Raw genomic sequence first — 26,605 nt, 5'->3', positions numbered from 1 at the left:
GTTCAATCAACGTATCAAAGTACGGAAACTCAAAATGTTATTTAAATTGTATTTTATACCAACCGGCAAAGGAGCAATAACAGAGTGATACCTGTTGTTTACATCTGCCTTAAAAGTGAAAGACTTCTATTATGAATTATAAGGATTACATCAAAGAGATTGAAGAAAGAAAAGACCAGGGGCTTCATCCAAAGCCAATTGATGGTGCTGAATTATTAAGCGAGATCATCGCACAAATTAAAGATTCAGGTAATGCAGATCGATCGGATTCTCTTAAATTTTTCATCTACAACACTCTGCCGGGAACAACAAGCGCTGCAGGAGTTAAAGCTAAATTTTTAAAAGAAATCATTCTCGGTGAATCCGTAGTAGAAGAAATATCTCCGGCTTTTGCCTTTGAATTATTATCCCACATGAAAGGGGGGCCTTCTATCGAAGTATTGTTGGATCTTGCCTTAGGAAACGATCCGGCCATTGCTAAAGAAGCGGCTGAAGTCCTTAAAACACAGGTTTTCCTTTATGAAGCGGACACCAACCGTTTGAAGGAAGCCTTCAACAATGGTAACGAAATCGCTCAGCAGATTATCGAAAGCTACGCAAAAGCTGAATTCTTCACCAAACTTCCTGAAGTGGCTGAAGAAATCAAAGTGGTTACTTATATTGCAGGTGAGGGAGATATTTCAACAGATTTACTTTCTCCGGGAAACCAGGCGCACTCCAGATCAGACCGTGAACTTCACGGAAAATGTATGATCACGCCTCAGGCACAGGAAGAGATCAAAGCTTTACAAGCTCAGCATCCTGATGCGAGCGTAATGCTTATTGCTGAAAAAGGAACAATGGGAGTGGGTTCTTCAAGAATGTCAGGAGTAAATAACGTTGCTCTCTGGACAGGAAAACAAGCAAGCCCATATGTACCATTCGTGAATTTTGCTCCGATAGTAGGAGGTACCAACGGTATCTCTCCAATTTTCCTAACCACGGTAGATGTTACAGGTGGTATCGGAATTGACCTTAAAAACTGGGTTAAAAAAGTTGATGAAAACGGAAACGTTGTTCGTAATGAAAATGGTGAGGTAGTTCTTGAAGAAGCGTATTCTGTAGCTACAGGAACTGTTTTAACAATCAATACAAAAACAAAAAAATTATACAATGGCGATCAGGAATTAATTGATATTTCCAGATCTTTCACGCCACAGAAAATGGAATTCATTAAAGCTGGCGGATCTTATGCAATTGTATTTGGTAAAAAACTTCAGACATTTGCTGCTGACCTTTTAGGAGTAGAAGCTCCTCAGGTTTTTGCTCCGTCAAAAGAAATTTCTAATGAAGGACAAGGACTAACGGCTGTTGAAAAAATATTCAACAGAAATGCCGTGGGTTCTACACCAGGTAAGGTACTACATGCAGGATCAGACGTTCGTGTAAAAGTGAATATCGTAGGTTCTCAGGATACGACAGGTCTTATGACCTCTCAGGAGCTTGAATCTATGGCTGCCACTGTAATTTCTCCAATCGTTGACGGTGCTTACCAATCCGGTTGTCACACTGCTTCAGTATGGGACAAAAAAGCTCAGGCCAACATACCTAAGCTGATGAAATTCATGAACGATTTCGGCTTGATCACTGCCCGTGACCCGAAAGGTGAATATCACGCCATGACAGACGTAATTCACAAAGTTCTTAACGATATTACCGTAGACGAGTGGGCGATCATCATTGGTGGTGACTCGCACACAAGAATGTCTAAAGGAGTAGCCTTTGGAGCTGACTCAGGAACCGTTGCCCTTGCATTGGCTACCGGAGAAGCATCCATGCCAATTCCTGAATCTGTAAAAGTAACTTTCAAAGGTGAAATGAAGCCTCACATGGATTTCCGTGATGTGGTTCATGCGACTCAGGCTCAGATGCTGAAGCAATTCGGAGGGGAGAACGTATTCCAGGGAAGAATCATTGAAGTTCACATCGGAACACTTCCTGCTGACCAGGCCTTTACCTTTACAGACTGGACTGCTGAAATGAAGGCTAAAGCTTCTATCAACATTTCTGAAGATAATACCTTGATCGAATCACTGGAAATCGCAAAAGGAAGAATCCAGATCATGATCGATAAAGGAATGGACAACCACAATAAGGTTCTTCAGGGATTAATTGACAAAGCAAACAAGAGAATTGAAGAAATAAGATCCGGTGAAAAACCAGCTCTTACTCCGGATTCTAATGCTAAATATTATGCTGAAGTAGTGGTAGACCTTGATGTAATCGTTGAACCGATGATTGCGGACCCGGATGTAAACAACGACGATGTTTCTAAAAGATATACTCACGATACCATCAGAGACCTTTCGTATTATGGAGGTGAGAAAAAAGTAGATCTTGGGTTCGTTGGATCTTGTATGGTTCACAAAGGAGACCTTAAGATCGTTTCTCAAATGTTGAGAAACCTTGAAAAGCAGCAAGGAAAAGTAGAATTCAATGCTCCACTTGTGGTAGCAGCACCTACGTACAACATCATTGATGAGTTAAAAGCTGAAGGAGACTGGGAATTATTAGAAAAATACTCAGGATTTGAATTCAATGATAATGCTCCGAAGGGAGAAGCCCGTACGGAATACGAAAATGTAATGTATCTTGAGCGTCCGGGATGTAACCTTTGTATGGGTAACCAGGAAAAGGCAGCAAAAGGAGATACGGTATTGGCAACTTCTACCCGTTTATTCCAGGGAAGAGTCGTTGAAGATTCTGAACGTAAAAAAGGTGAATCTTTACTGGCCTCTACTCCGGTTGTTGTTTTATCTGCAATCATTGGTAGAATTCCAAGTATTGAGGAGTACAAAGCAGCAGTTGAAGGTATTGACCTTACTACGTTTGTACCTTCTATCAAAGAATTGACTAGCACACACGCTCACTAAACAGAGCTTACCCTATAAGTCGAAAGACTTTTGAATATTTTAAATGAAAGATTTTACTTCTTCGGAAGCTAAAATCTTTCATTTTTTTGTTTAGAACGTTTCTATTTTAAGGGACATACCATTTTTTTTGTGATAAATCAAGAAAATAAATTCTATTTTTTCTTAAATTGAAAGTGATAAAATCAGTCGGTTTTATGATCATAATTATCCCTGTTTAAGGATTATAGGAACGTTTTTTGATATAAATAAAACGTCTTTTCTATCCTAAACAGGGAAGAGAAGTAATGAAAAAGAAATAAAAATTACAATTAGATATGACTTTTGATATTGATATGATCAAAAAGGTGTACGAGCGTTACCCTGAAAGAATTGCTGCGGCAAGACAAATTGTTGGAAAACCTCTTACCCTTTCAGAAAAAATCCTTTACACCCACCTTTGGGAAGGAAATGCTACACAGGAATATGAAAGAGGAAACTCTTATGTAGATTTTGCACCGGACAGAGTAGCCATGCAGGATGCCACTGCACAGATGGCACTTTTACAGTTTATGCAGGCAGGAAAAGCCAAAGTAGCCGTTCCTTCAACCGCTCACGCAGACCACCTGATCCAGGCAAAAGTGGGAGCTGATAAAGATTTGCAGGAAGGTATCAACAAAAACTCAGAGGTATTCAACTTCTTAAGTTCTGTATGTGATAAATACGGAATCGGATTCTGGAAACCGGGAGCTGGTATCATTCACCAGGTGGTATTGGAAAACTACGCTTTCCCCGGAGGAATGATGATCGGTACGGACTCGCATACGGTAAATGCCGGAGGACTTGGAATGGTCGCCATCGGTGTAGGTGGTGCTGATGCAGTAGATGTAATGGCCGGAATGGCATGGGAACTTAAAATGCCCAAGCTTATCGGGGTTAAATTAACCGGTAAAATGAGCGGATGGACTTCTGCTAAAGATGTAATTCTAAAAGTAGCAGGAATTCTTACCGTAAAAGGAGGTACAGGATGTATCGTAGAGTACTTTGGAGAAGGTGCGGAATCTCTTTCTGCAACAGGTAAAGGTACCATCTGTAACATGGGTGCTGAAATCGGAGCTACCACTTCGACTTTCGGATACGATGACTCAATGAGAAGATATTTATCTGCAACCGGAAGACAGGATGTTGTAGATGCAGCTGATAAAATTGCAGAGCACTTAACAGGTGATGCTGAAGTATATGCCAATCCGGAAAAATATTTCGATCAGTTAATTGAAATCAACCTTTCCGAGTTGACTCCGCACCTGAACGGACCTTTCACTCCGGACCTGGCAACACCTGTTTCTGAATTCAAGGCGAAAGCTGAGGCAAACGGATGGCCGCTGGAAGTTGAATGGGCTCTTATCGGGTCTTGTACCAACTCTTCTTATGAAGATTTATCACGAGCTGCTTCTATCGTAGAAGATGCTGTAGCAAAAGGAGTAAAACCGAAAGCCATCTTAGGAATCAATCCAGGTTCTGAGCAGGTGAAATTTACTGCGGAAAGAGACGGGTTCCTGAATTCATTCAGAAAATTTGAAAACGCAAGAATCTTTACCAATGCGTGCGGTCCATGTATCGGACAATGGGACAGAGAAGGTGCTGAAAAAGGAGAGAAAAACTCTATTATCCACTCTTTCAACAGAAACTTCGCAAAAAGAGCTGATGGTAACCCAAATACCCACGCTTTTGTTGCCTCACCGGAAATGGTAGCTGCTGTAGCAATTTCAGGAAGATTAGATTTCAACCCGATTTCAGATACACTTACCAATGAAGCCGGCGAGCAGGTAAAGCTGGACGAACCTAAAGGTTATGAACTTCCTGCTAAAGGTTTTGCCGTAGATGACAACGGATATCAGGCACCATCTGCAGACGGTTCTAATGTTGTGGTGAATGTAAGTCCGACTTCAGACCGACTTCAGTTGTTAGAAGAATTCCCGGCTTGGGATGGTAAAAATATTACCGGGGCTAAGGTGTTGATCAAAGCTTTCGGTAAATGTACTACTGACCACATTTCTATGGCGGGACCTTGGTTGAAATACAGAGGTCACCTTGATAATATTTCAAACAACATGTTGATCGGAGCTGTTAATGCTTACAACATGGAAACAAATAAGGTTAAAAATGAATTAACCGGTGAGTACGGTGAAGTTCCGGCTGTACAAAGAGCTTATAAAGCTGCAGGGATCCCAACCATTGTAGTAGGAGATCAAAACTACGGGGAAGGTTCTTCAAGAGAACATGCAGCTATGGAACCAAGGCACCTTGGGGTAAAAGCTGTATTGGTAAAATCATTTGCAAGAATTCACGAAACAAACCTTAAAAAACAAGGAATGTTGGGAATTACTTTTGCCAATGAAGCAGATTATGACAAAATCCAGGAAGATGACACGGTTAATTTCTTAGATCTTGACCAGTTTGCTCCGGGAAAACAATTGACTTTAGAATTCGTTCACAAAGACGGAACTAAAAATATTATCATGGCCAACCATACTTACAACGATCAGCAAATTGATTGGTTCAAAGCTGGTTCTGCCCTGAACCTGATTAAGCAACAGGAAAAATAAAAATTAATTGTTAGATCGATTAATGACAAAAGACGGCTTCTCTTGAAGCCGTCTTTTTATTTATAATAGTATTTTAGAATTTAAACTCTATTCTTGCAAAAACAAATCTTCCTCCAATACCATATTGTGATACCTGTCTGGAGTAGACAAACTGATTATCAGCAGTTAAAGAACTTATATTGGGACTCTTTGAAGGGAGTATATTGAATATATTATTACTTCCTATTGTTGCTGAAATATTTTTAGTAAAGTCATATCCAACTGATAGATCGGTAATCAGGCGGTTATTCAATACAAAATGCTCTCTGCTCCCTGTTACTCCATCAAAATTGGCATCAATAACGTCGGCATCAGTTACTTTACCAAAGAAGGAATTTCTGAGTAGAATATTCAGCCCGGCTATCTTCAGATTATTGGAAAGGGTAGCTTTCACCCGGGGAACAGCTTCTTCAAAGTAGATTCTGTTAGGCTCTGAAAAGTAATTATCAATTTGACTTACTAATTTTGGAGAAGCATGAATCTCTCCTACTCTTTTGGTTTTATTAAAATTCAGTCCTAAGTTATTTTCCAATGAAATTCCGGATGAGATTTTAGAAGTCTGAGAGATTGTAATGTCCAAACCTTTCGTTTCCGAATCTACAGCATTAGCAAAGAAATTCGCAGCACTTGCCCTTGCCAGGTCAAAGGCGCTCTGAAGAACAGCCTGGTCAGACCCGGGTGTAAAGGTTCCTGAAGGCCGGAAAAACAAATCAGTAAGCACCACTCTATCTTTAATTTTAATAAGATATGCATCAGCGGTAAACACTAAATTGATTCCAGGAACTTTAAAGGTAATTCCCGTACTGAAAGATTTTGATGTTTCCTGTTTTAATTTCGGAATACCGAGCGCCTGGGCAGCGTCTGAGTTATTTCTAAAGGTTCCTACCTGTGTTGTTTTTCCCTGTTGGATTAATGTAGATGTAGAGCTATAGTAAATCTGAGCTAATGACGGAGCCCTGAACCCTGTAGAAATAGCTCCTCTCCAGTTAAGATTAGGTGCCAGTTTCACGTTTGTTGCCAATTTATAATTAAAGGTAGAACCAAAATCAGAATAATTTTCGTAACGCAAAGCACCTTCTACCAACCATCCTTTCGTTACTTCAAGCTCAAGATCAGCATAGGCAGCGATACTGTTTCTATTTCCTGAAACAGCATTATCAGGACTAAAACCAGGAAAAACCTGTGCTCCTGCCGGCCTTATATTTCCAAAAAAATCTGTTACTTTTTCATTTTCAGGAGTCCCGGCCGTCACAAGATTCCCAAAAATATCATAGGAAGCATATGAATTCTCCTTTCCCTGATTCACTTTATAGTTTTCATGCCTGTATTCTCCTCCAAATGCCACATTTAAACCTTCTAAAACATCATATTTTCTTGAAAAATCCAGGTTAAGGGTATTCTGGGAAAATTCGGAGCCACCGGCGTCAAAATTTCTTGGTGAACGATCTGTAAGAGATGCATTGAAGGTATTGACAACACCAAATTTAAAAGCATTTTTTCCGAACGTATTACTTAAGTCAACGTTCCATCCATTCCATTTTCCTTTGACTCCGGCAGCAAGAGAATAATCATTCACAGTTGCTTCAATCTGCGGCAAATATCCGTTAGGAGTTATTGCATTGATATTCCTTTCATTATTAGGAAGCCTGTAAAAGCCGCCTGCATTTCCCAATCTGTAGCTGTATCCTCCGAAAGAATATATTTTCCAGTCATCATTCAATGGTACCTCTGAGTTGAAAAAAAGCTGGGCAGACTGTAATTTGGACTGCCCTGCTCTAAGGCTGAAATCTTTTCTTTCAAGCCCTCTGTACGCAAGTTCCTGATTTGTAAAATCTTTATTCAACAACCCTTGCAGACTGGAAATAGTATTGGCACCGGAAATCTGAGATTGGAAATCCTGTGAAAAATAATTAACTTTTGTCGCATATTGTTTAATCGTATTAATGATCTGCTGGGTATTGGAGGTATTGGTAATATTTTTATATAATCCGTCAATATCTACTCCATCCTGCAAAGCTCTGTAATTAACAGCATTGTATGCATTAAAAATATCACCTTCTCTCACTCCGGCTCTGGAATAAGGATCACGGTATTGTGCAGATGTTGTAATATTAAAAAATCCAGATTTTCCAATTTTAATCCCATAGTTAAGATCCACAGAAATTGTTTGTCCGTCAACACCACCGGAAAAATTTTTAGCAACTGATGAAGCGTATCCTCCCAAAAAGACCTGACCGGAAAGGCCTAATCTTCTTTTCAGATCCAGGTTCACAACTCCCGCAATAGCATCAGAACCATATTGAGCTGAAGCTCCGTCTCTTAACACCTCAATTTTATCCAATGCAAAAGCAGGAATGGCATTAAGGTCAGTTCCCACCGAACCTCTCCCCGGAGTTAGAGTTACATTAATCAGTGATGACTGATAACGCCTTTTACTATTGAGCAAAACCAAAACCTGATCCGGACCGAGTCCTCTTAACAGGGCAGGATCAACAAAATCTGTTCCGTCATTTACTGTATGTGATGTGGACGAAAATGAAGGGACAATATAATTTAAAGCCTGACTGATATTGTTAACAGGACTTTGTTTTAAAATTTTTGAAATGTTAATAATGTCTACAGGAACCGGTGTCTCAGTTAATGATCTTCCGGATCCTCTTGATCCAAGTATGACAATATCATCAATCTTTTTAGAAGAAATGGTATCTGATTGTGATTGCGCAAAATAGAATGTCGAAATAAATGTTGCAGAAGTGATGATACTTCTTTTTGTAAAGTTATGCATGTGTTTTTATATTATTTATTAATGAGAATATAAGACAAAGCGATCCCGGTAACCTTAAATTTAAGGTTAGCACTGAGACGTTAAAAAATGTAATGATTATTTAAAAATAAACGCTAGAAACAGCAACACATGCACATGTAGAAATGGCATGAAGAGTTATCAGTATAATGAAGAGCACCTTCACCATCTGTCGAATAAAAATTCAAATTTGTAATGTGATTTCCCTTTTCTTTAAACATTTATTTAAAATTTAAAACAAAAATTCAAGAAGGGAGATAAGAAAGATATAAACATTTTTTCCGGAAGATCCGGCTTATCTATTGTAGCACCTTGCTTGTTTTTGCAGGTTGCTATCCCCTCTGGAGATTCTTGATAATTATTTGGCAAAGATATAATTATTTCGTAAATAAAAAAATTTTTGACTTATTTTTTTGATTTTCTAAATCTTATCGTAACAAATTGACTTTTTATTCGTCTAACTAAGCAGTAGTAAAACATTATGAAAAAAACTATATTCGCTTTATCACTTGTAAGTTCTGTGTTTGTTTTTGCACAGGAAAAAAGCAATAATCAACCAAAAGAAAAACAAATTGACGGAGTTGTCATCACTAAAACTAAAAAAGCCGTTGAACAAAAAGCTGATCGTACCATTTTCGATTTTTCTGAACAGCCTCAGCTTAATAACGGAAATGTTCTGGAAGGGATTAAAAAACTTCCGGGTCTCGTAGCCACAGATATTGCAGGAATGATGTATCAGGGTAAAATGCTTGAAGTTTATCTCAACGGAAGACCTTTGAACATCACCTCTAATGAACTGAATTCTTTTCTTGAAAGCATGCCTGCCAATTCTATAGAGAGAATTGAAGTGGTAACGCAGCCGGGAGCAGAATTTCCTGCGACATCGGGAGGAGCCATTATGAATATTATTACGAATAAAAATGCTAATAAATATCTAAGCGCAACCTATTCCGGGAATTATACCTTCACCAATTACGATAAGTACAGAAGCAGAACCACCAACTCGGTAAATTTGAATGCCAGAAATAAATATTTCGGATGGCAGCTTAATGTGGGGCAAAATTATCGTGAAAGTATGATGAACAGCCAGCAGGATGTTTTATTAAACAGTAATACAGATCGATTCGCGCGAGGGTATTTTGCAAAATCCGGATTAACTTTCGATCTTGGGCAGGATAAGTTATTATTAAACTATGATATTTACCATAATAATAATGACAACTATACTGCAAGTAACGGGCTTGGAGATATTTATTACAAACCTACCGATGCATTCCGGGAAGCACAATTTGAATCTTCCGATGCTGCAAGAAGTAATACATTGAGACAGGAAGCGGTAGTAACCTATCAAAAGCGTTTTGCCGAGAAGTCCCAAAAACTTGATTTTCAATTTGGGTTTACTAAAGCGGATAGTAAGTTTTCTCAGGATAATTTCTACCGAAAAGGCAACTTTACAGATAATGGTCAGGCATTTGCAAATCCGGGACTTAATGATATTCTCAACAATAAGTCGGATATGAGGGTGGCTAATTTCAAAGTTGATTATGCCCAGCCCATCAAATTGCTGGACGGAGGAAAAGTAAGCGCCGGAGGTTTGTATGAAAGACAGGATTATAATACGGAAAGTAAAGGCCTTACAAACCTTGAATATCACAGACAAACGGCCTCCACTTATCTTGAATTCCAGGCTAAACTGAAAAAGTTTGATTTCACGTTAGGGGCAAGAGCTGAAAATTATGACATTTATGGAATTACCAGAAAGGATAGTTTGGGAACTGTTGTTCAGAAAGATCTGACACCATTTAAGAAGTTTAAACTGTTTCCTAATGCAAGTATTCAGTACAACCTGATGAACCAGGTATATATTGCGGCCAATTATAACAGAAAAATCAATCTGCCGAGTATTTCTGCCCTTAACCCGAATAACACCACATTCTCCGGGCCGAATACACAGATCAACGGTAATCCGAATCTTCAGCCGACCATTTTTGATAATTACGAATTGAAAATTTCGGCTTTTGATTATGCCTTCATCGGATACAGCGTAAGTTCGGCAAGCAATCAGGTAGCACAGATCATCAGAAAAAACGGTAAGAACCTCTACAATGAGCAGATCAACATCTCTTCTATGAAAATTCATAATTTCAATATTGGGCTTCCTGTTCCTTTCCAGATTTTCACGAAGTCGCTGGGTGAGATCATGAAATCAAACTTCAATCCTGACAAAATGAATTTCATGTACCTTTACGCAGGCTACCAGAAGCATGACATCGATAACCTCAACAATAAAGGATTCTGGATTTTCAACGTGATGACACAGCTGATTCTTCCAAAGGACATCAAGCTGACCGCAAATTACAGCTACCTTACTCCCAAAGCAGGATATTTTTACTTTACCGCAGAGAAACCATTCAATAATAATTTAGATATTACCCTGACGAAAAAGTTTATGAACAATCGCCTTACAGTCTCGGTTTTTGCGAATGATATTTTCAATGGCCAGGTAATGCAGGTTCGTTCCAATCCGCCTTCAGGAGAAAGTGTAATGCTTAGGACAAAATATGATTCAAGGAACTTCGGGATTTCCATCAACTATAAAATTCCTACTAAAAACAAGTTGGCTAAAGAGGATGCCAATATCTTAAACCAAACTAAAAAAGAAGATAACGGAGGAGTAATGCAACAGCAGGGGCAATAATCCAGCGCAACCTTAATTTTAAAAAGGCCGTAATTGAATGTTACGGTCTTTTTTGTGAAATGTTTTTAGGTTTTGGCAAAAGCCAATGGAATATATATTTAAAACGTAAACGGGCTATAGCCCGTTTCTATTGATATTTAACATTTTTCGTTAAAAATCCAAGGTCTGAAATCTCCAGTTCATTGTATCCACCAATGTTATCTGATTGATATTCACCGTTAAATCTGTAATAATTTTTAAAGCCTGAAGTGCCATCATACTACCAATGATTCCCGGCAAAGCACCCAAAACACCGAGACTGTCACAATCCGGTATATGTTCATCCAAGGGAGACTCAGGGAATATATCCCTCAGGTTTTTGCTTCCCTGACAATTAAAAACAGCGACCTGACCGGTAAATCCTAAAATACTTCCATACACCAATGTTTTACCAAGCTGTACACAGGTATCATTCACGAGATATCGTGTGGAAAAATTATCAGACCCGTCCACAACCAGATCGTACTGGGAAACAATTTCTCTCACATTTTTTTCATTAATTTTCTGATCAATAGCAACGAATTTTATCTGATGATTTAGGTTTCTTACAAAATGTCCGGCACTTTCCACCTTTTTTGACCCTACCCTATTTTCATCGTGAATCACCTGTCGGTTCAGGTTATGCAGCTCGACATGATCAAAATCTGCCACAGCCAGAGTACCTACTCCTGCAGCCGCCAGATACTGGATCACCGAGCTTCCCAAGCCCCCTGCACCGACGACAAGAACTTTTGAGGCCAAGATTTTCCTTTGTCCCTCCAGCCCTATTTCTTCAATAAAAATCTGCCGGCTGTATCTTTTAAAAGTATCGTCACTTTGCATATAAAACTACTATAATTAAACTCCGCTGTAAACAGCATCCCAGTCTTTCATTACGGGATCATATCCGGCATTTCTGATCATTTTCCTGATCTCTTCCATGCTTCTTTCATCACTGGTTTCAAATTGTTCCAGGGATTCCTTATCCACAGAATATCCACCGGGATTTGTTTTGGATCCTGCGCTCATCGCAGTAGCTCCCAACGACACAATATGATTTCTGAAGTTTTCATTTTCTCTTGTAGATATGGAGATTTCAAGGTCTTCGTTCCAGATTCTGTAGGCACAGATCAACTGAAGCAGATCTTTATCTTCCATGATAAAATTCGGTTCAATAATTCCCTCTGCCGGCCTCAATCTTGGGAAAGAAACAGAAAATTTAGTCTTCCAGTACTGTTTTTGAAGATAATCGATGTGAAGCGCATTGAAGAAGCTATCGATACGCCAATCTTCCAATCCAAGCAGTACACCCAGCCCTATTTTATGGATTCCTGCCCTGCCGATTCTGTCCGGTGTGTCCAGGCGAAAATGAAAATTCGATTTTTTACCTTTCGGATGGTATTCTTTGTACACTTCCTGGTGATAGGTTTCCTGATACACGAGTACTGAATGTACCCCTTCTTCCTTAAGAATACTGTATTCATCCTCCATTAAGGGCTGAACTTCAATAGAAATGTTCGAAAAATGTGGTTTTAATAACCGGACAGCATTTTGAAAATACGGCACTCCCACTATTTTATTCGCTTCCCCGCTTACCAACAGCACGTGGTTTACTCCCATAGATTTCAGCACTGAAGCTTCCACCATCAATTCAGTGTCAGAGAGGGTTTTTCGCTTTAAATGATTATCCAAGCTAAAACCACAATAGGTACAGATATTCTGGCATTCATTGCTCAGGTACAACGGAGCATATAGCTGAATGGTTTTTCCGAAACGTTTTTGGGTAAGAGAACGGGTCATTTTTGCCATCAGTTCCAGCTCCTGCGAAGCCACAGGGGAAAGCAGAACCAGAAAATCATCAACAGTTTTATGTTTTTTCTGAAGACTGTTTCTTACATCAGACAGACTTATCTTTTCGATTTTAGCTTTTACCTCATCCCATTGATACTGCTCAAAAATATCTTTAAAGCTATTCATGATCTTATTTTCTCAATATAAATTATAATACAAAGAATTCATTAAACTACAATAGTTAAAACTTATCGTTTAGATTTAAAAGCTAATTTGCTATTCTTCAAATAAAAAAGAAGTTAAAGGACTCGAAGCCTCTGCATGATTACCAACTGCTCCTAATCCCGCTTCGAAAGCTCTTCTTCCGGCAATAACGCCTTCTTTAAAAGCAACAGCCATATTGACAGGATTTCCTGCTACAGCAATTGCGGTATTCACAAGAACTGCATCGGCACCCATCTCCATTGCTTTTGCCGCATCAGAAGGCGCTCCGATTCCGGCGTCCACCACAACGGGAACATTGCTTTGACTGATGATAATTTCCAGGAAATCTAATGTCCGTAATCCTTTATTGGTACCGATGGGTGCCCCTAATGGCATGACCACAGCTGTGCCTGCATCTTCAAGACGTTTGCATAAAACAGGATCGGCATGAATGTAAGGCATTACAATAAATCCTAATCTGGCAAGTTCTTCGGTTGCATATAATGTTTCAATAGGATCCGGCAGCAAGTATTTCGGATCCGGATGGATTTCAAGCTTTACCCAGTTTGTTTGCAGAGCCTCTCTTGCCAGTTGGGCTGCCAATACCGCTTCTTTTGCTGTTCTCGCTCCTGAAGTGTTTGGTAGAAGATGTACGTTGGTCTCTCTCAATGAGTCCAATAAGTCATCTTCAGCCGATTGTGCATCGATTCTTTTTAACGCCATCGTCACCATATTGGTTTCTGAAGCCGTTACCGATGCTGCCATATCTCTGAGACTTCCGAATTTTCCGGTTCCCAGAAATAGTCTGGATTCAAAAGTTCGGTCTGCTATTATTAATTTTTGATTGTTCATATCATTACTTTTTTAAATTCATTGATCAGCTTAGGTTCTCTGGTAATCAGCCCTGAAACAGAGACTCCATAAATTCCGATCTGTTGTAGTGGTAAAAAATCTTCAAGGGTTACGCCACCAATCGCAAAGATCTTCGGAACTGCTATTGATCTTTGTCTCAGGCTTTCAACAACTTGCCTGTAGCCTTCGAAGCCAAGGATCGGACTTAGTTTTTCCTTGGTAGAAGTAAACCTTAAGGGTCCAAGACCGATATAATCACAAGACTCATCTATTCTTTGAATGACGTCTGAGATGGTATTGGCTGTACCTCCAATAATTTTATGTTTTCCCAGCAATAATCTTGCTTCCTCAACAGATCCGTCTGTAAGGCCTAAGTGAACTCCGTCTGCATCTGCTTCTTTCGCTACATGAACATTATCATTAATGATCAGGACAGACTGGTATTCAGAACAAAGGTGTTTGGACGTTTCACAAAGTGACAGTAATTCTTTTTCGTTACCACTTTTCCATCGGACCTGGATCCATTGTATCCCGTTATCAAGGGCCTTTCGAATGTTTAGTTCCTGCTCCTGAGCAGTATTTCCCTGTGATATATATTGTAATTTTTCCATAGGTAAGGTTTGATATTATTCGGAAATTGCTTTTCTGCATGATAAAAATGCTTCTACAGGATCGTCTGCCTGCCAAACTGATCCTAATAAGGCAATCCCATCCACTCCGGTTTCAAAAGCCCTTTGAATAGTACGATGATGAATTCCGCCTAAAGCAATAATTTTTACGTTGGGGTTATCTCTACTCTTCACCTCTTCTATCACTGTTGAGTCTTCTCCATATCCTTTTTTAGATATACTGGGGAAGAACGGGCTTATGAAAGCATATTCCCATTCTTTTCCCAGGTCATTAAAAGTGGTGATGTTGTGTACTGAGGTCGAAATACGATTTCCATTGATAAAAGATCGGTGTATATCCTCCTTTCGGTCTGCTTCCCTGAAATGGAATCTCGAAATCCTGAAATTTTCTCCCACTTCATAATGTTGATGCAGAACCAATTGAGGATAAAAAGATTGATCTATCTTTTCAATAAAATCGATCATTTTCTCTCTGCTGATTCCCGGTTTCCGGATATGCAGGAGATCAAGACCTTTTCGAAACAATTCGTTAATAATTCCGGTTTCGTTTACGAAAGATAATTCAGAAGTGATAACAAGGATCATATATAGATTTCTTTTCCTTTTTCTATAAATTCCTGAGATTTATCCAGCATTCCTTTTTCTGCAGATTCACGGATTTCCTGAGTAATTTTCATGGAACAGAATTTGGGTCCGCACATAGAGCAGAAATGGGCAATTTTAGCTCCTTCTGCCGGAAGTGTTTCATCATGATAAGCTCTTGCGGTTTCAGGATCGAGGGAAAGATTGAACTGATCTTCCCATCTGAATTCAAATCTTGCTTTACTTAGGGCATTATCCCTGTATTGAGCTCCGGGATGTCCTTTAGCCAAATCGGCAGCATGTGCTGCTAACTTATAGGTAATTACACCTACTTTTACATCATCCTTATTCGGAAGACCCAAATGTTCTTTTGGAGTTACGTAGCAAAGCATGGCACACCCAAACCACCCGATCATGGCAGCACCGATCCCTGAAGTAATATGATCATATCCCGGCGCAATATCTGTAGTTAAAGGTCCAAGCGTATAAAAAGGTGCCTCGTGGCATTCTTTGAGCTGCTTGTCCATATTTTCTTTGATCATGTGCATCGGAACGTGACCAGGTCCTTCAATCATCACCTGTACATTATGTTTCCAGGCAATTTTTGTCAGTTCACCTAAAGTTTCCAGTTCGGCAAACTGTGCAGCATCATTGGCATCTGCAATAGAACCCGGACGAAGACCGTCTCCCAACGAAAAAGCAACGTCATACTTTTTCATAATCTCACAAATCTCTTTGAAATGTGTATATAGAAAGCTTTCTTTATGATGAAACAGGCACCATTTTGCCATGATGGACCCTCCTCTTGATACGATTCCGGTTACCCTGTTGGCTGTCAGATGAATGTATCTTAATAAAACTCCGGCATGAATCGTAAAATAAGAAACTCCCTGTTCAGCCTGTTCAATCAAAGTATCCCTGAAAATCTCCCATGTAAGGTCTTCCGGCACTCCTTTTACTTTTTCCAATGCCTGATAAATAGGAACTGTCCCAATAGGAACCGGACTGTTTCTGATGATCCATTCTCTCGTTTCATGAATATTTTTTCCCGTAGAAAGATCCATAATGGTATCTGCTCCCCATCTGCATGCCCATACTGCCTTTTCTACTTCTTCTTCAATACCCGATGATACCGCACTGTTTCCGATGTTTGCATTGATTTTCACTAAAAAGTTTCTTCCGATGATCATCGGCTCACTTTCCGGGTGGTTGATATTGTTTGGAATAATAGCTCTACCGGCAGCAATTTCATCTCTTACAAATTCCGGAGTGATCTTACTTTTAGGAGTATTGGCTCCAAAACTATGTCCGGCATGTTGAAAGGCCATTTCTTTAGAGACGGAATCAAGCTGTTCTATCCTTTGATTTTCCCTGATCGCGACATATTCCATTTCAGGAGTGATAATTCCCTGTTTTGCATAGTAAAGTTGGGTCAATTCTTTTCCTTCTTGTGCCACTTTCGGCTGATGATCATAGGCAAAACGTAATTCATCAAGACGGGGATCCGCCAGACGGGCTTTCCCGTATTCTGAAGTAATTCCTTCAAGAACCGTCACATCTTCCCTGTCGAGGATCCATTGTTCCCTGATTCTTGGAAGTCCTTTCTGAATATCAATGGTTGCATTTTCATCAGTATAGGGACCTGAAGTATCATAAATGGTGATGGGAGCATTTTCTTCAAAGCCTCCATTGGTAAGTTTGGTAGGGCTAAGCTGTATTTCCCGCATTGCGACATTGATAGGATGTATTTTTCCTTCAACATAGATCTTTTTTGAGTTCGGAAATGGCGAACATGTAATGGAGTGAGCCATAATTTTTTGGTATTAATATGAAATTAACCGCCCTGAGTGGCAGTAATGATTAAAACTGAATCCTGATCTTTGAGAAATGTTTCTGCCCAGGCGGACAGCGGGATAATTCGATTGTTTACCGCTACGGCAATACCCTTTTTCTTTCCGGGTAGTTCCATAGCCAGAAGTGCTTCCAGGTTCTCAGGAAGTACATCAAATGTTTTTCGGGTGTGGTTGATTATAAGTTCCATTCCTAATTATTTAATACACTTTAGGAATGGCTATCATTGTACAATAGAATGTACAGCAAAAGTCACCTACTTTTCCCTACGCTGGTATGATCCAGATCAGGTTCAAAGGGTAAAGTCTCAGTCTGTTGATAACAGACACCCCTAAAGTATGGGACGAAGTTAGTTATTTTTTCAGAATGGGCAAAATTTTTGTAAGCGGGATGACGGAAGCAGGAATTTTAAAACGGTGAAACATTTTTATAGATTCCCGATGGCTTCGGATCAGGAAAATTAGTATAAAGGCCGAAAGGAAGAAGTTGAAGAATCCTTCTGTTCCTTTATTACTTCCAGCTTCAGGCAATGATTAAGTCCAATATGTATACGAAACAGATCTTATTTAAATTATTCTTCACAAGCTCTCCAGACCGCATCATTCTGTGGAACCGGAGCAATAATCTCAATTTTTTCTTTGGTAACAGGATGAATGAACTCCAGTTTTCTGGCATGCAGGTTAATTCCTCCATCCGGATTGGAACGTGGAGATCCGTATTTCAAATCCCCTTTAATCGGAACTCCTGATTTAGATAACTGAGCTCTGATCTGATGATGTCTTCCTGTTTCAAGATCAATTTCCAGAAGCAGGTAATTGTCTAATGTTTTGATGACATGATACGTTAAAATGGCTTCTTTGGCTCCTTCAGTAGCTTTCGGAAAAACGATAGCTTTATTATTCTTTTCATTTTTCTTCAGATAATGTACGAGCCTTTGACTTTGGGGAATCATTTCTTTCCCCACTACGGCCCAATATGTTTTTTTGACCTCACGATTTTTTACCATCTGAGTAAGTCGTGAAAGTGCCTTGGAAGTTTTTGCATAGATCACTAACCCCGATGTGGGACGGTCTATCCGATGAACCAAGCCGAGAAAAACATTTCCCGGCTTAGCATCTCTTATTTTGATAAAATTCTTGATAGATTCCAATAGTGACTCATCGCCGGTTTTATCGCCTTGTACAAGCTGTCCGACTTTTTTGTTCACCACCAGAAGATGGTTGTCTTCATATACAATCTGCTCCTTCATGATAGATTCTATCTTCTTCTGTTTGATAATGAAAGGATAATACCTCCCAGAAGACCAATGGTTTTAATAGCTGAAAGGCTTGACGTTTCAGGGATAAATGCTCCCACCACGCATACTGCAGCGGCGGCATACATGGCATACACAAAGTTCTTATTGGTAAGTAATGGAGCCTGAATAAAGAAACTTGCTCCGATCAGCACATAAAAAACTTTTCTGGAAAGTAAGTGATTGATTTCAGGGGAAAATAAATTGAACCATCCCACAGCAAGACAAATCAATGCTGCAATGGATAAAATTCCCTGGATAGATTGTTGTTGATTTTGCATTAATTAATAACTTTCGTTTTCGTTTGGAAACTCTACACTTTTCACGTCTTTTACGTATTGAGCTACAGCTCCGGTGATTTCTGTGTAAAGATCAAGGTATCTTCTTAAAAATTTCGGACTAAAGCCTTTGTTCATTCCTACCATGTCATGATATACCAAAACCTGCCCGTCACAATCTGCTCCGGCCCCGATTCCAATGGTTGGAATGGAAATACTTTCTGTAACTTTTTTAGCTAAATCAGCAGGAATTTTTTCCAATACAACTGAAAAACATCCTAATTCTTCTAAAAGCTGTGCATCGGCAATCAGTTTTTCAGCTTCAGCTTCTTCTTTTGCTCTTACTTTATAAGTTCCGAATTTATAGATAGATTGTGGAGTTAGTCCCAAATGTCCCATTACCGGAATTCCGGCATTGATGATTTTTTTTATTGATTTTGAAATTTCTTTTCCCCCTTCAATTTTTACTGCATGAGCTCCTCCTTCTTTCATCATTCTTACTGCAGATTCCAGTGCTTTTTCAGGATTACTCTGATACGTTCCGAAAGGTAAATCTGCAATCACCAGAGCCCTGTCGGTTCCTCTTACCACACTTTGAGCGTGATAGATCATTTGATCCAGCGTAATAGGCAATGTAGTTTCAAAACCAGCCATTACATTCGCTGCAGAGTCTCCAATCAAAATAGCATCTACTCCGCCTGCGTCTACCATCTTTGCAGTGGTAAAGTCATAGGCCGTAAGCATTGTTATCTTTTCCTTGTCGAATTTCATTTTACGCAAGGTTTCAGTCGTAACTTTTTTAATTTCAGAGTGAACAGACATAATTTATCTTTTTACGTTTTATTTACTATGTTAGAAATCTATATTATAGTATTCCCTTGAAGAATATTTTTTATAATTATAAACTTAAAAAATCAGAATTTGTGGTGTGCAAGATACGAACAATAAAACAGTAAGCATGATATATAGAAACTATTTTCATTATAATTATACTCTTACTTCACGGGTTTCGTGAGTGCCTATATTGGATTTGTGACTTTGGTACAGTCAAAAAATACAGAAGTTGGAGTACCTTTTCTTTCTATCTTTTGATATTTTTCAAAGTTTACTCCAACTTCCATAGAATTTGTATTTTAAACTTATAGAACTACATGACCGAGTTTCATAAGCTTATCGTGGTTGAGAATTTTAATATTTCGTCCATCCACTTCAATCAGACTGTCCTGTTTGAATTCGGATATCAGACGGATGGCGCTTTCTGTGGCCGTACCAATGATATTGGCAATTTCTTCTCTTGTCAATGAGATTTTGATAAATCCTTCAGGATCTACGCCAAGTTTCTGCTCCAACAGCAGTAAGATCTCGGCAAGCCTTTCCCTCACCGTCTTTTGGGCAAGGAAGGTAATGGTATTGGAAGATTCTCCTAATTCGTAAGAAATTTTCTGAAGCATTACGAAAGACAACTGTGGGTCTACCTCCAAAAGATACATGAAAATATCTGCTGGTAAAAAGACACATTCGATATCTGTCATTGCTTCTGCTTTGGCCTGGAAATTTTCCCCGCAAAGCAAAGAACGATAGCCGATAATGTCCCCTTCTTTGATAAATCTTAAAATCTGATCTTTCCCGAATGCTCCCGACTTGGATAATTTAGCGGCTCCTTTTTCAAGAACATAGACTCCTTTGGGAGTTTCTCCATCCTCAAAAATAGTATCGTGTTTCTGAAAACTCAATCTTTTTTTACCGTTAATATATTTTTCAAAATCTGCGCTAGAAAGTCTTTCCTTAAATGATTTATCATTAAAAACTTTGGCGAACCTCTCTTCAATTGCTATCTGTTGTTCCTGCGGCATTTTATATGATATTTATCACAAAAATAGAACTTTTTAAATCGATAAACAAAAAAAATTGTTATAATTTTGTAGTTCAATATATTAGGGTGGTGAGCGAGAACTGTTTTCATTGTGGTCAAGGTATAGAAAAAGAGAGAATTTTGTTTGATGAAAAGACTTTCTGTTGTAACGGATGTAAGTCTGTCTATGAAATTCTGAATACGAATAATTTAAGTAATTTCTACGAACTTAATAAAGGGGCAGGAATTCGTCCGAATGATGAAAATTCTACCCAATTTGATTACCTGGACACCCCCGAAATCTTCGAAAAGGTTACTGATTTCTCTGAAGGGAAAACCAGTCTGGTTACCTTCAAAATTCCCGTAATTCACTGTTCTTCCTGTATATGGCTGCTGGAAAGCCTTCACACATTAAACAAGCATATTAAATACTCGCAGGTCAACTTCACAAGGAAGACCCTGCAGATCTCATTCAACCATAACGACCTGAAATTAAGCGAACTCGCTAATTTTCTGACCAATTTAGGATACAAGCCTGTGATCAGTCTTGAGACCGCTGAAAAGAATGTTGATCATCTCGACAAATCACTTCTTGTTAAGTTTGCCATTGCCGGTTTTGCATTCGGAAACGGAATGTTCCTGGCTTTTCCGGAATACGTAGGAGGTGAAGACTACTGGATGGAACATTACAAAGGGCTTTTCAGAGTGCTGATGTTTTTACTTGCATGCCCGGTTGTCTTTTATTCCGCGTCAGATTATTACAAATCCGCATGGTATGGTCTGAAAAATAAAATCGTCAATATTGATGTTCCTATCGTACTGGGAATATTTGTTCTTTTCGGAAGAAGTATCTATGAAGTGGCAACAGGTTATGGCCCCGGATATTTTGATACACTTTGTGGTCTGTTGTTCTTTATGCTGATGGGAAAACTTTTCCAGAAAAGAACCTACAGTGCCCTTTCGTATGACAGGGATTATAAATCCTTTTACCCTATTGCCGTAACTAAAGTAGACTTTGAGGGACACCAGGAAAACATCCTTCTTTCTGAAGTAAAAGTGGGTGACCGGATTTTAGTTAGAAACCAGGAAATCATCCCTGTAGACGCCATTCTGATCAACGGAGAAGGAAATATAGACAACAGCTTCATTACCGGAGAAAGTGAAAGCATCAGCAAACAACCCGGAGATAAAATTTTTGCCGGAGGGAAACAGATCGGGTCATCTCTTGAACTGGAAGTTATAAAAAATGTCGACCAGAGCTACCTTACCCAGCTCTGGAATAAAGAAGCCTTTAAGAAACATGAAACCGGTCTTGATACGCTTACGAATAATGTCAGCAAATATTTCACATTCATTATTTTAGGGATTGCGTTAATTTCGGGAATCTACTGGGCATTTATCGATCTTGAGAAAATGTTTCAGGTCATTTCAGCTATTTTGATCATTGCCTGCCCTTGCGCACTTGCGCTTTCTGCTCCATTCACTTTTGGACACATTATGAGAATCCTGGGTAGAAACAAATTCTACGTTAAAGATACGTTAACTATTGAGAAAATCGCAAAACTAGACACCATTGTTTTTGATAAAACAGGAACAATTACTCACAGAAAGAAGTCGAATATCAAATATGAAGGTACTGAAATCAGTGAGTTCGATGCACTGAACATCAAAACATTATTAAAGAACTCTAACCACCCTCTGTCAAAATCTTTATATGAATTTATTGAGGTGAAAGACGACTATTTCCCGGTTGAAAACTTTGTGGAAATTTCAGGAAAAGGGTATGAAGCTAATGTAAGAGGAAATCTTTACAAAATAGGATCGGCCCGATACAACAATCAGGAACCCAAAAATCTGGAAACGGCAGTATACATCAGCAAAAATGATCAGTTTTTAGGTAAATTCATCTTCAAAAATGAATACCGTCCGAAACTAAAAGATCTGTTCAATAAACTTACCCACTACAAAATATTCATTCTGAGTGGTGATAATTCATCGGAAGAAAACCAATTGAAAGAACTTATTCCGAATTACAAAGGAATGGCCTTCAATCAAAGTCCGGAAGACAAACTGAACTACATCAAAGGACTTCAGGATCAGCACATGAAAGTAGCGATGCTCGGTGACGGACTAAATGATGCAGGGGCACTAAAACAAAGTAATGTCGGGATAGCCATTGCTGATGACACCAATAGTTTTACGCCCTCTTCGGATGTGATTATGAACGGAGAAAAGGTAGTGACTCTGGACAATTACCTGAATGTTTGTAAGGGTTCAATAACAATTGTGAAAATGACATTTATAATCAGTTTCCTTTACAATATTGTTGGTTTAAGTTACGCAGTTACAGGCCATATGCATCCGCTTTTTGCGGCAATCATCATGCCAATCAGTTCCATCACGGTGGTGACATTTACCACAATTTCGACGTGGATATTAGGTCGGAAATACTTCAAAAACCAGGCGTAAACGCTGTTATTTAGACTGATTTTAAATTAGCTGAAATCGGCATTTCGTGATGAATGTCATTATTTTTCACTAAATTTGAACCCCGAAAATAGGTTAATTTTGTTGTCTGATGGATATTCTATATTTAATGATCGTCTGCAGTGTTTCTTTAGCTGCGATCTTCCTGGTCGTATTTATAGTGTATGCCAAGAAAGGGCAGTTTGAAGATGATGAATCTCCGGCTGTCAGGATTCTTTTCGATGATGAAGTCAAAGAAAAAGATGAAACTGGCGACAAGGATAAAGACGAGAAAGAAATAGGAGAAAATAATAAAAATTGAGAAAAATAGTGAATAGTTGATATGGAAACACAAAAGTTTAGTTATGACAACAGTATTGTCCGTGCGTTCCTCTATGCAACCATTATCTTTGGTTTCATAGGATTTACGTTTGGGCTTACGGCGGCATTAATGCTTTTCTACCCTGAATTACCTGAGTTCTTTTTCGGGACAGATGATACAACCATCAGAAGTTTATCATCCGGTAATATTCAAGGTTTAATAAACACTCATGGTGCATTTGGTTTTGGTAGAATCAGAATGTTGCACACCAATACCGTAATTTTCGCGTTCGTATGTAACATTGTTTACGTTGGGGTATATTACTCTACGCAGAGATTATTAAAGACAAGAATGTACAGTGATACATTATCCTGGATTCATTTCTGGACTTGGCAGTTTATGATCGTTGCGACGTTCATTACATTCTTTATGGGGATTAATACTTCAAAAGAATATGCTGAGCACGAATGGCCAATTGATATCCTGATTGCATTCTCTTGGATCATCTTCGGTGCCAATATGATTCTGACTATTTCGAAGAGAAGAGTAAGACACCTTTATGTAGCCATCTGGTTCTATTTAGGTACTTGGGTTGCAGTAGCAATGCTTCACATCTTCAACAACCTTGAGGTTCCATTATCATTCTCAGGCTGGAAATCTTATTCTGCATACGCAGGAGCTAAAGACGCTATTGTACAATGGTGGTATGGTCATAATGCAGTAGCATTCGTTTTGACAACTCCGGTTCTGGGTTTAATGTATTATTTCTTACCAAAAGCTGCAGACAGACCGGTATTTTCCTATAAACTGTCTATTATTCACTTTTGGTCACTGATCTTCGTATATATCTGGGCTGGTCCTCACCACCTTCAGTATACAGCACTTCCGGCATGGGCTCAGGCAGTAGGAACAGGTTTCTCTATTATGCTTATTGCACCATCTTGGGGAGGTATGTTAAATGGTCTTCTTACGTTAAGAGGAGCTTGGGATAAAGTAAGAGAAAACCCTATCCTTAAGTTCTTTGTAGTAGCTGTTACTTGTTATGGTATGGCAACGTTTGAAGGACCTCTATTGGCAACTAAAAACATCAACAAAATTGGTCACTTTACAGACTGGGTTATCGGTCACGTACACTTGGGAGCTCTTGGATGGAATGGTTTCATGGCATTCGGGGTTATCTATTATCTGGTACCAATTATGTGGAGAACAAAACTTTGGTCTGTAAAATTAGCTAACTGGCATTTCTGGTTAGGAACATTAGGAATCATTTTCTATGCAGTACCAATGTATATTTCAGGATTCACACAAGGATTAATGTGGAAGCAATTCAACCCGGACGGAACATTATTATGGAAAAACTGGTTGGATACTGTAACGGCTATTATTCCTTACTTTAAAATGAGATTTGTAGGAGGTTTATTCTACATTTCGGGAGCGATCCTAATGATTGTAAATGTTATTGCAACGGTAAGAAAAGGATCATTCCAGAAAGAAGTTCCTGCTGAAGCACCAGCATTGGCAAATATCGGTAACAAACGTAAAGAAGGAGAAGGATTCCACCTTTGGTTGGAAAGAATGCCTTTACTTTTAACCGTATTATCATTATTTACTATTTCAATAGGAAGTATGGTAGAGATTATTCCTACCCTTACTCTTAAGAAAAGCGTACCTACTATTTCTGCGGTAAAACCTTATTCACCGCTTGAGCTTGAAGGTAGAGATATTTATATCCGTGAAGGATGTAATGCTTGTCACTCTCAGATGATCAGACCATTCAGAGATGAGATTACGAGATTTAACGGTAAAAACGGACAATACTCTAAAGCCGGAGAATTTGTTTACGACAGACCATTCTTATGGGGATCTAAGAGAACAGGTCCGGATTTGCACAGAGAAGGAGGTAAAAACCCAAGTTCTTGGCACTACAAGCACATGTACAACCCGAGATCTACTTCTGCAGGTTCAATTATGCCTCGTTATCCTTGGTTAATTGCTACCAACTTAGACAGATCTAAAATGGTAGACAAGATGAAGCTAATGAAGAATACATTTGATGTACCTTACACAAAAGCTGAAATCGATTCTGCAGACAAATGGGCAAACAACCAATCGGCAAAAATTGTTAAAGATATCTTCTCCGAAGCTAATGACCTGAAAGAGGCTTATGCTAAGAGACCTCAGGGAGAATTAGAGAAAAAAGAAATTATTGCTCTTATTTCTTACCTTCAAAGATTAGGAACAGATATCAAGACAACTGAAATCAAAACAGCAAGTAATAACTAAAACATTAAAAGGTTCATCATATGATTCCTCAGAATTTTAAAGATATATTATCCAATACAGAAAATGCTGGTTTCTACCAGACGCTGGCTCTGATTTTCTTTATGCTGTTCTTCGTAGCTTTGATTATATACGTTTTTAGCAAGCCTAAAAAATATTACAAAGAAGAAGAAGAGGCTCCACTTGGGGATGATGAGGATGATGATTTTAATTTAAAAAATTAAACTATTTTTATGAAACAAAGAACACCTGTTGTTATAAACATCTTAATAATAATCGGACTTTTAATAGTTTTTTATTATCTGTTTGTACAGAGCTACGCATTCTTGGGTTCACCATACTTCTGGGGTACTGTTGTGATTGCCGGGATTCTGGCTTACATCCACAGTGCTATTGGAGATTTAATTGAAAACAACAAATTCAAAAAATTATCTCCGGAAGAAAAAGCGGCTTATTTAGCTGAGAAGAAAGTTCCTTTCTTCAAAAGAATGTATGCTGCTGCATTCAAAAAGCAATCTGAAACTGAGGAAAAAGATATCCTTATCGACCACGGTTTCGACGGAATCATGGAATTGGATAACCAATTACCAAAATGGTGGGTAGGTTTATTCTATTTTGGGACTGCTTTTTGTATTGTATATATTGCGGCCTATACATTTACAGATTTCGCTCACCCGTTAAGCGAATATGAAAAAGAGTATAAAGAGCAATTGGCAAGTATTGCAGCGTATGAAGCAACCCAGCCTCCTGTAACCATTGAAACGGCTAAATATTCAGCTGACAATATCGCAGATGGTAAAGAATTATTCAAAACAAACTGTGCATCTTGTCACAAAGAAGACGGTAGTGGAGGTATCGGTCCAAACCTTACGGATAACTATTGGATCAACCAGCCTGAGAAGACGTTATTTAAAAACGTATTCCATATGGACTGGAATGGTTCTCCTACCAACCCTGCGATGAGAGCATTCGGTAAAAACGGAGAAGTTTCAGGAGCTGAAATTGAAAAGATTGCAGCTTATGTATATCACATCAACCAGGAACTTCCACCGGTAACTCAGGCACAGGGAGGAGCTGCTCCTCAGGGAACTGAAGCGCATTGGGAAAAAGAATAATTTAGAAAAATTAGAAACATATGAAAAAAACATAATT

The 26,605-nt window shown here is 38.9% G+C and carries 20 protein-coding genes and 2 riboswitches; of the genes, 8 read left to right on the top strand and 12 right to left on the bottom strand.

The window, feature by feature from the left end:
- Nucleotides 1-131: 131 nt before the first annotated feature.
- Complete coding sequence (locus tag M030_RS0108020) at nucleotides 132-2,912, top strand: bifunctional aconitate hydratase 2/2-methylisocitrate dehydratase (RefSeq protein WP_027373033.1); 2,781 nt, start codon at nucleotides 132-134, stop codon at nucleotides 2,910-2,912.
- Between the two features lie 314 nt (nucleotides 2,913-3,226).
- Nucleotides 3,227-5,494 (top strand): aconitate hydratase, encoded by a 2,268-nt coding sequence (locus M030_RS0108015; protein WP_027373032.1) that lies wholly within the window; start codon nucleotides 3,227-3,229, stop codon nucleotides 5,492-5,494.
- A gap of 73 nt (nucleotides 5,495-5,567) precedes the next feature.
- Here M030_RS0108015 and M030_RS0108010 read toward each other — a convergent pair whose 3' ends face one another.
- Complete coding sequence (locus tag M030_RS0108010) at nucleotides 5,568-8,318, bottom strand: TonB-dependent receptor plug domain-containing protein (RefSeq protein WP_027373031.1); 2,751 nt, start codon at nucleotides 8,316-8,318, stop codon at nucleotides 5,568-5,570.
- Nucleotides 8,319-8,601: 283 nt separating this feature from the next.
- Nucleotides 8,602-8,699: riboswitch (SAM-I-IV-variant riboswitch) on the bottom strand.
- A gap of 118 nt (nucleotides 8,700-8,817) precedes the next feature.
- Between M030_RS0108010 and M030_RS0108005 the strand changes: the two genes are divergently transcribed.
- Entirely contained in the window at nucleotides 8,818-11,034 is a 2,217-nt protein-coding gene (locus M030_RS0108005; protein ID WP_027373030.1) for an outer membrane beta-barrel family protein, read from the top strand.
- 150 nt (nucleotides 11,035-11,184) lie between these two features.
- Here M030_RS0108005 and M030_RS0108000 read toward each other — a convergent pair whose 3' ends face one another.
- From M030_RS0108000 to M030_RS0107945, 11 genes are all read right to left on the bottom strand, one after another.
- Nucleotides 11,185-11,895 (bottom strand): HesA/MoeB/ThiF family protein, encoded by a 711-nt coding sequence (locus M030_RS0108000; RefSeq protein WP_027373029.1) that lies wholly within the window; start codon nucleotides 11,893-11,895, stop codon nucleotides 11,185-11,187.
- A 15-nt stretch (nucleotides 11,896-11,910) separates the two neighbouring features.
- The gene (gene thiH / locus M030_RS0107995; RefSeq protein ID WP_027373028.1) at nucleotides 11,911-13,029 is read right to left on the bottom strand and encodes a 2-iminoacetate synthase ThiH; all 1,119 of its coding nucleotides are present in this window, start codon (nucleotides 13,027-13,029) and stop codon (nucleotides 11,911-11,913) included.
- 90 nt (nucleotides 13,030-13,119) lie between these two features.
- Complete coding sequence (locus tag M030_RS0107990; RefSeq protein WP_027373027.1) at nucleotides 13,120-13,899, bottom strand: thiazole synthase; 780 nt, start codon at nucleotides 13,897-13,899, stop codon at nucleotides 13,120-13,122.
- Nucleotides 13,896-14,510, bottom strand: coding sequence for a thiamine phosphate synthase (locus M030_RS0107985; protein ID WP_027373026.1), 615 nt, complete (start codon nucleotides 14,508-14,510; stop codon nucleotides 13,896-13,898). Before M030_RS0107985 ends, M030_RS0107990 begins: the two co-directional genes overlap by 4 nt.
- Before the next feature lie 15 nt (nucleotides 14,511-14,525).
- Nucleotides 14,526-15,113: a thiamine phosphate synthase gene (locus M030_RS0107980; RefSeq protein WP_027373025.1), complete on the bottom strand. Its 588-nt coding sequence runs from the start codon at nucleotides 15,111-15,113 to the stop codon at nucleotides 14,526-14,528.
- A complete protein-coding gene (thiC, locus tag M030_RS0107975; RefSeq protein WP_027373024.1) occupies nucleotides 15,110-16,921 on the bottom strand; it encodes a phosphomethylpyrimidine synthase ThiC in 1,812 nt (603 codons plus the stop codon). The genes M030_RS0107980 and thiC overlap by 4 nt, the downstream gene beginning before the upstream one ends.
- A gap of 23 nt (nucleotides 16,922-16,944) precedes the next feature.
- Nucleotides 16,945-17,151, bottom strand: a complete 207-nt coding sequence (thiS, locus tag M030_RS0107970; protein ID WP_027373023.1) for a sulfur carrier protein ThiS — start codon at nucleotides 17,149-17,151, stop codon at nucleotides 16,945-16,947.
- Between the two features lie 56 nt (nucleotides 17,152-17,207).
- A riboswitch (TPP riboswitch) is annotated at nucleotides 17,208-17,304 on the bottom strand.
- Between the two features lie 228 nt (nucleotides 17,305-17,532).
- Complete coding sequence (locus tag M030_RS0107960; protein ID WP_027373022.1) at nucleotides 17,533-18,213, bottom strand: RluA family pseudouridine synthase; 681 nt, start codon at nucleotides 18,211-18,213, stop codon at nucleotides 17,533-17,535.
- Nucleotides 18,214-18,218: 5 nt separating this feature from the next.
- Nucleotides 18,219-18,536, bottom strand: coding sequence for a hypothetical protein (locus M030_RS0107955; protein WP_027373021.1), 318 nt, complete (start codon nucleotides 18,534-18,536; stop codon nucleotides 18,219-18,221).
- 3 nt (nucleotides 18,537-18,539) lie between these two features.
- Complete coding sequence (gene panB / locus M030_RS0107950; protein WP_027373020.1) at nucleotides 18,540-19,355, bottom strand: 3-methyl-2-oxobutanoate hydroxymethyltransferase; 816 nt, start codon at nucleotides 19,353-19,355, stop codon at nucleotides 18,540-18,542.
- Nucleotides 19,356-19,672: 317 nt separating this feature from the next.
- A complete protein-coding gene (locus tag M030_RS0107945) occupies nucleotides 19,673-20,386 on the bottom strand; it encodes a Crp/Fnr family transcriptional regulator (RefSeq protein WP_027373019.1) in 714 nt (237 codons plus the stop codon).
- Nucleotides 20,387-20,475: 89 nt separating this feature from the next.
- Here M030_RS0107945 and M030_RS0107940 point away from each other — a divergent pair, with 89 nt between their 5' ends.
- The 5 genes from M030_RS0107940 to M030_RS0107920 all read left to right on the top strand — a co-directional run bounded on the left by M030_RS0107940 (nucleotide 20,476) and on the right by M030_RS0107920 (nucleotide 26,568).
- Complete coding sequence (locus M030_RS0107940; RefSeq protein ID WP_027373018.1) at nucleotides 20,476-22,854, top strand: heavy metal translocating P-type ATPase; 2,379 nt, start codon at nucleotides 20,476-20,478, stop codon at nucleotides 22,852-22,854.
- A 109-nt stretch (nucleotides 22,855-22,963) separates the two neighbouring features.
- Entirely contained in the window at nucleotides 22,964-23,173 is a 210-nt protein-coding gene (gene ccoS / locus M030_RS0107935; RefSeq protein WP_027373017.1) for a cbb3-type cytochrome oxidase assembly protein CcoS, read from the top strand.
- Between the two features lie 21 nt (nucleotides 23,174-23,194).
- Nucleotides 23,195-25,456 (top strand): cytochrome-c oxidase, cbb3-type subunit I, encoded by a 2,262-nt coding sequence (ccoN, locus tag M030_RS0107930; RefSeq protein WP_027373016.1) that lies wholly within the window; start codon nucleotides 23,195-23,197, stop codon nucleotides 25,454-25,456.
- A 20-nt stretch (nucleotides 25,457-25,476) separates the two neighbouring features.
- Nucleotides 25,477-25,677 (top strand): cbb3-type cytochrome oxidase subunit 3, encoded by a 201-nt coding sequence (locus tag M030_RS0107925; RefSeq protein WP_027373015.1) that lies wholly within the window; start codon nucleotides 25,477-25,479, stop codon nucleotides 25,675-25,677.
- A 9-nt stretch (nucleotides 25,678-25,686) separates the two neighbouring features.
- Nucleotides 25,687-26,568 (top strand): cbb3-type cytochrome c oxidase N-terminal domain-containing protein, encoded by an 882-nt coding sequence (locus tag M030_RS0107920; protein WP_027373014.1) that lies wholly within the window; start codon nucleotides 25,687-25,689, stop codon nucleotides 26,566-26,568.
- Nucleotides 26,569-26,605: the final 37 nt, after the last annotated feature.

This window comes from Chryseobacterium sp. UNC8MFCol (assembly GCF_000482305.1).
In the GTDB taxonomy this organism is placed as follows: domain Bacteria; phylum Bacteroidota; class Bacteroidia; order Flavobacteriales; family Weeksellaceae; genus Chryseobacterium; species Chryseobacterium indologenes.
Note: the sequence above shows the minus strand (reverse complement) of the source record. Positions and strands in the feature narration are given on the sequence as shown.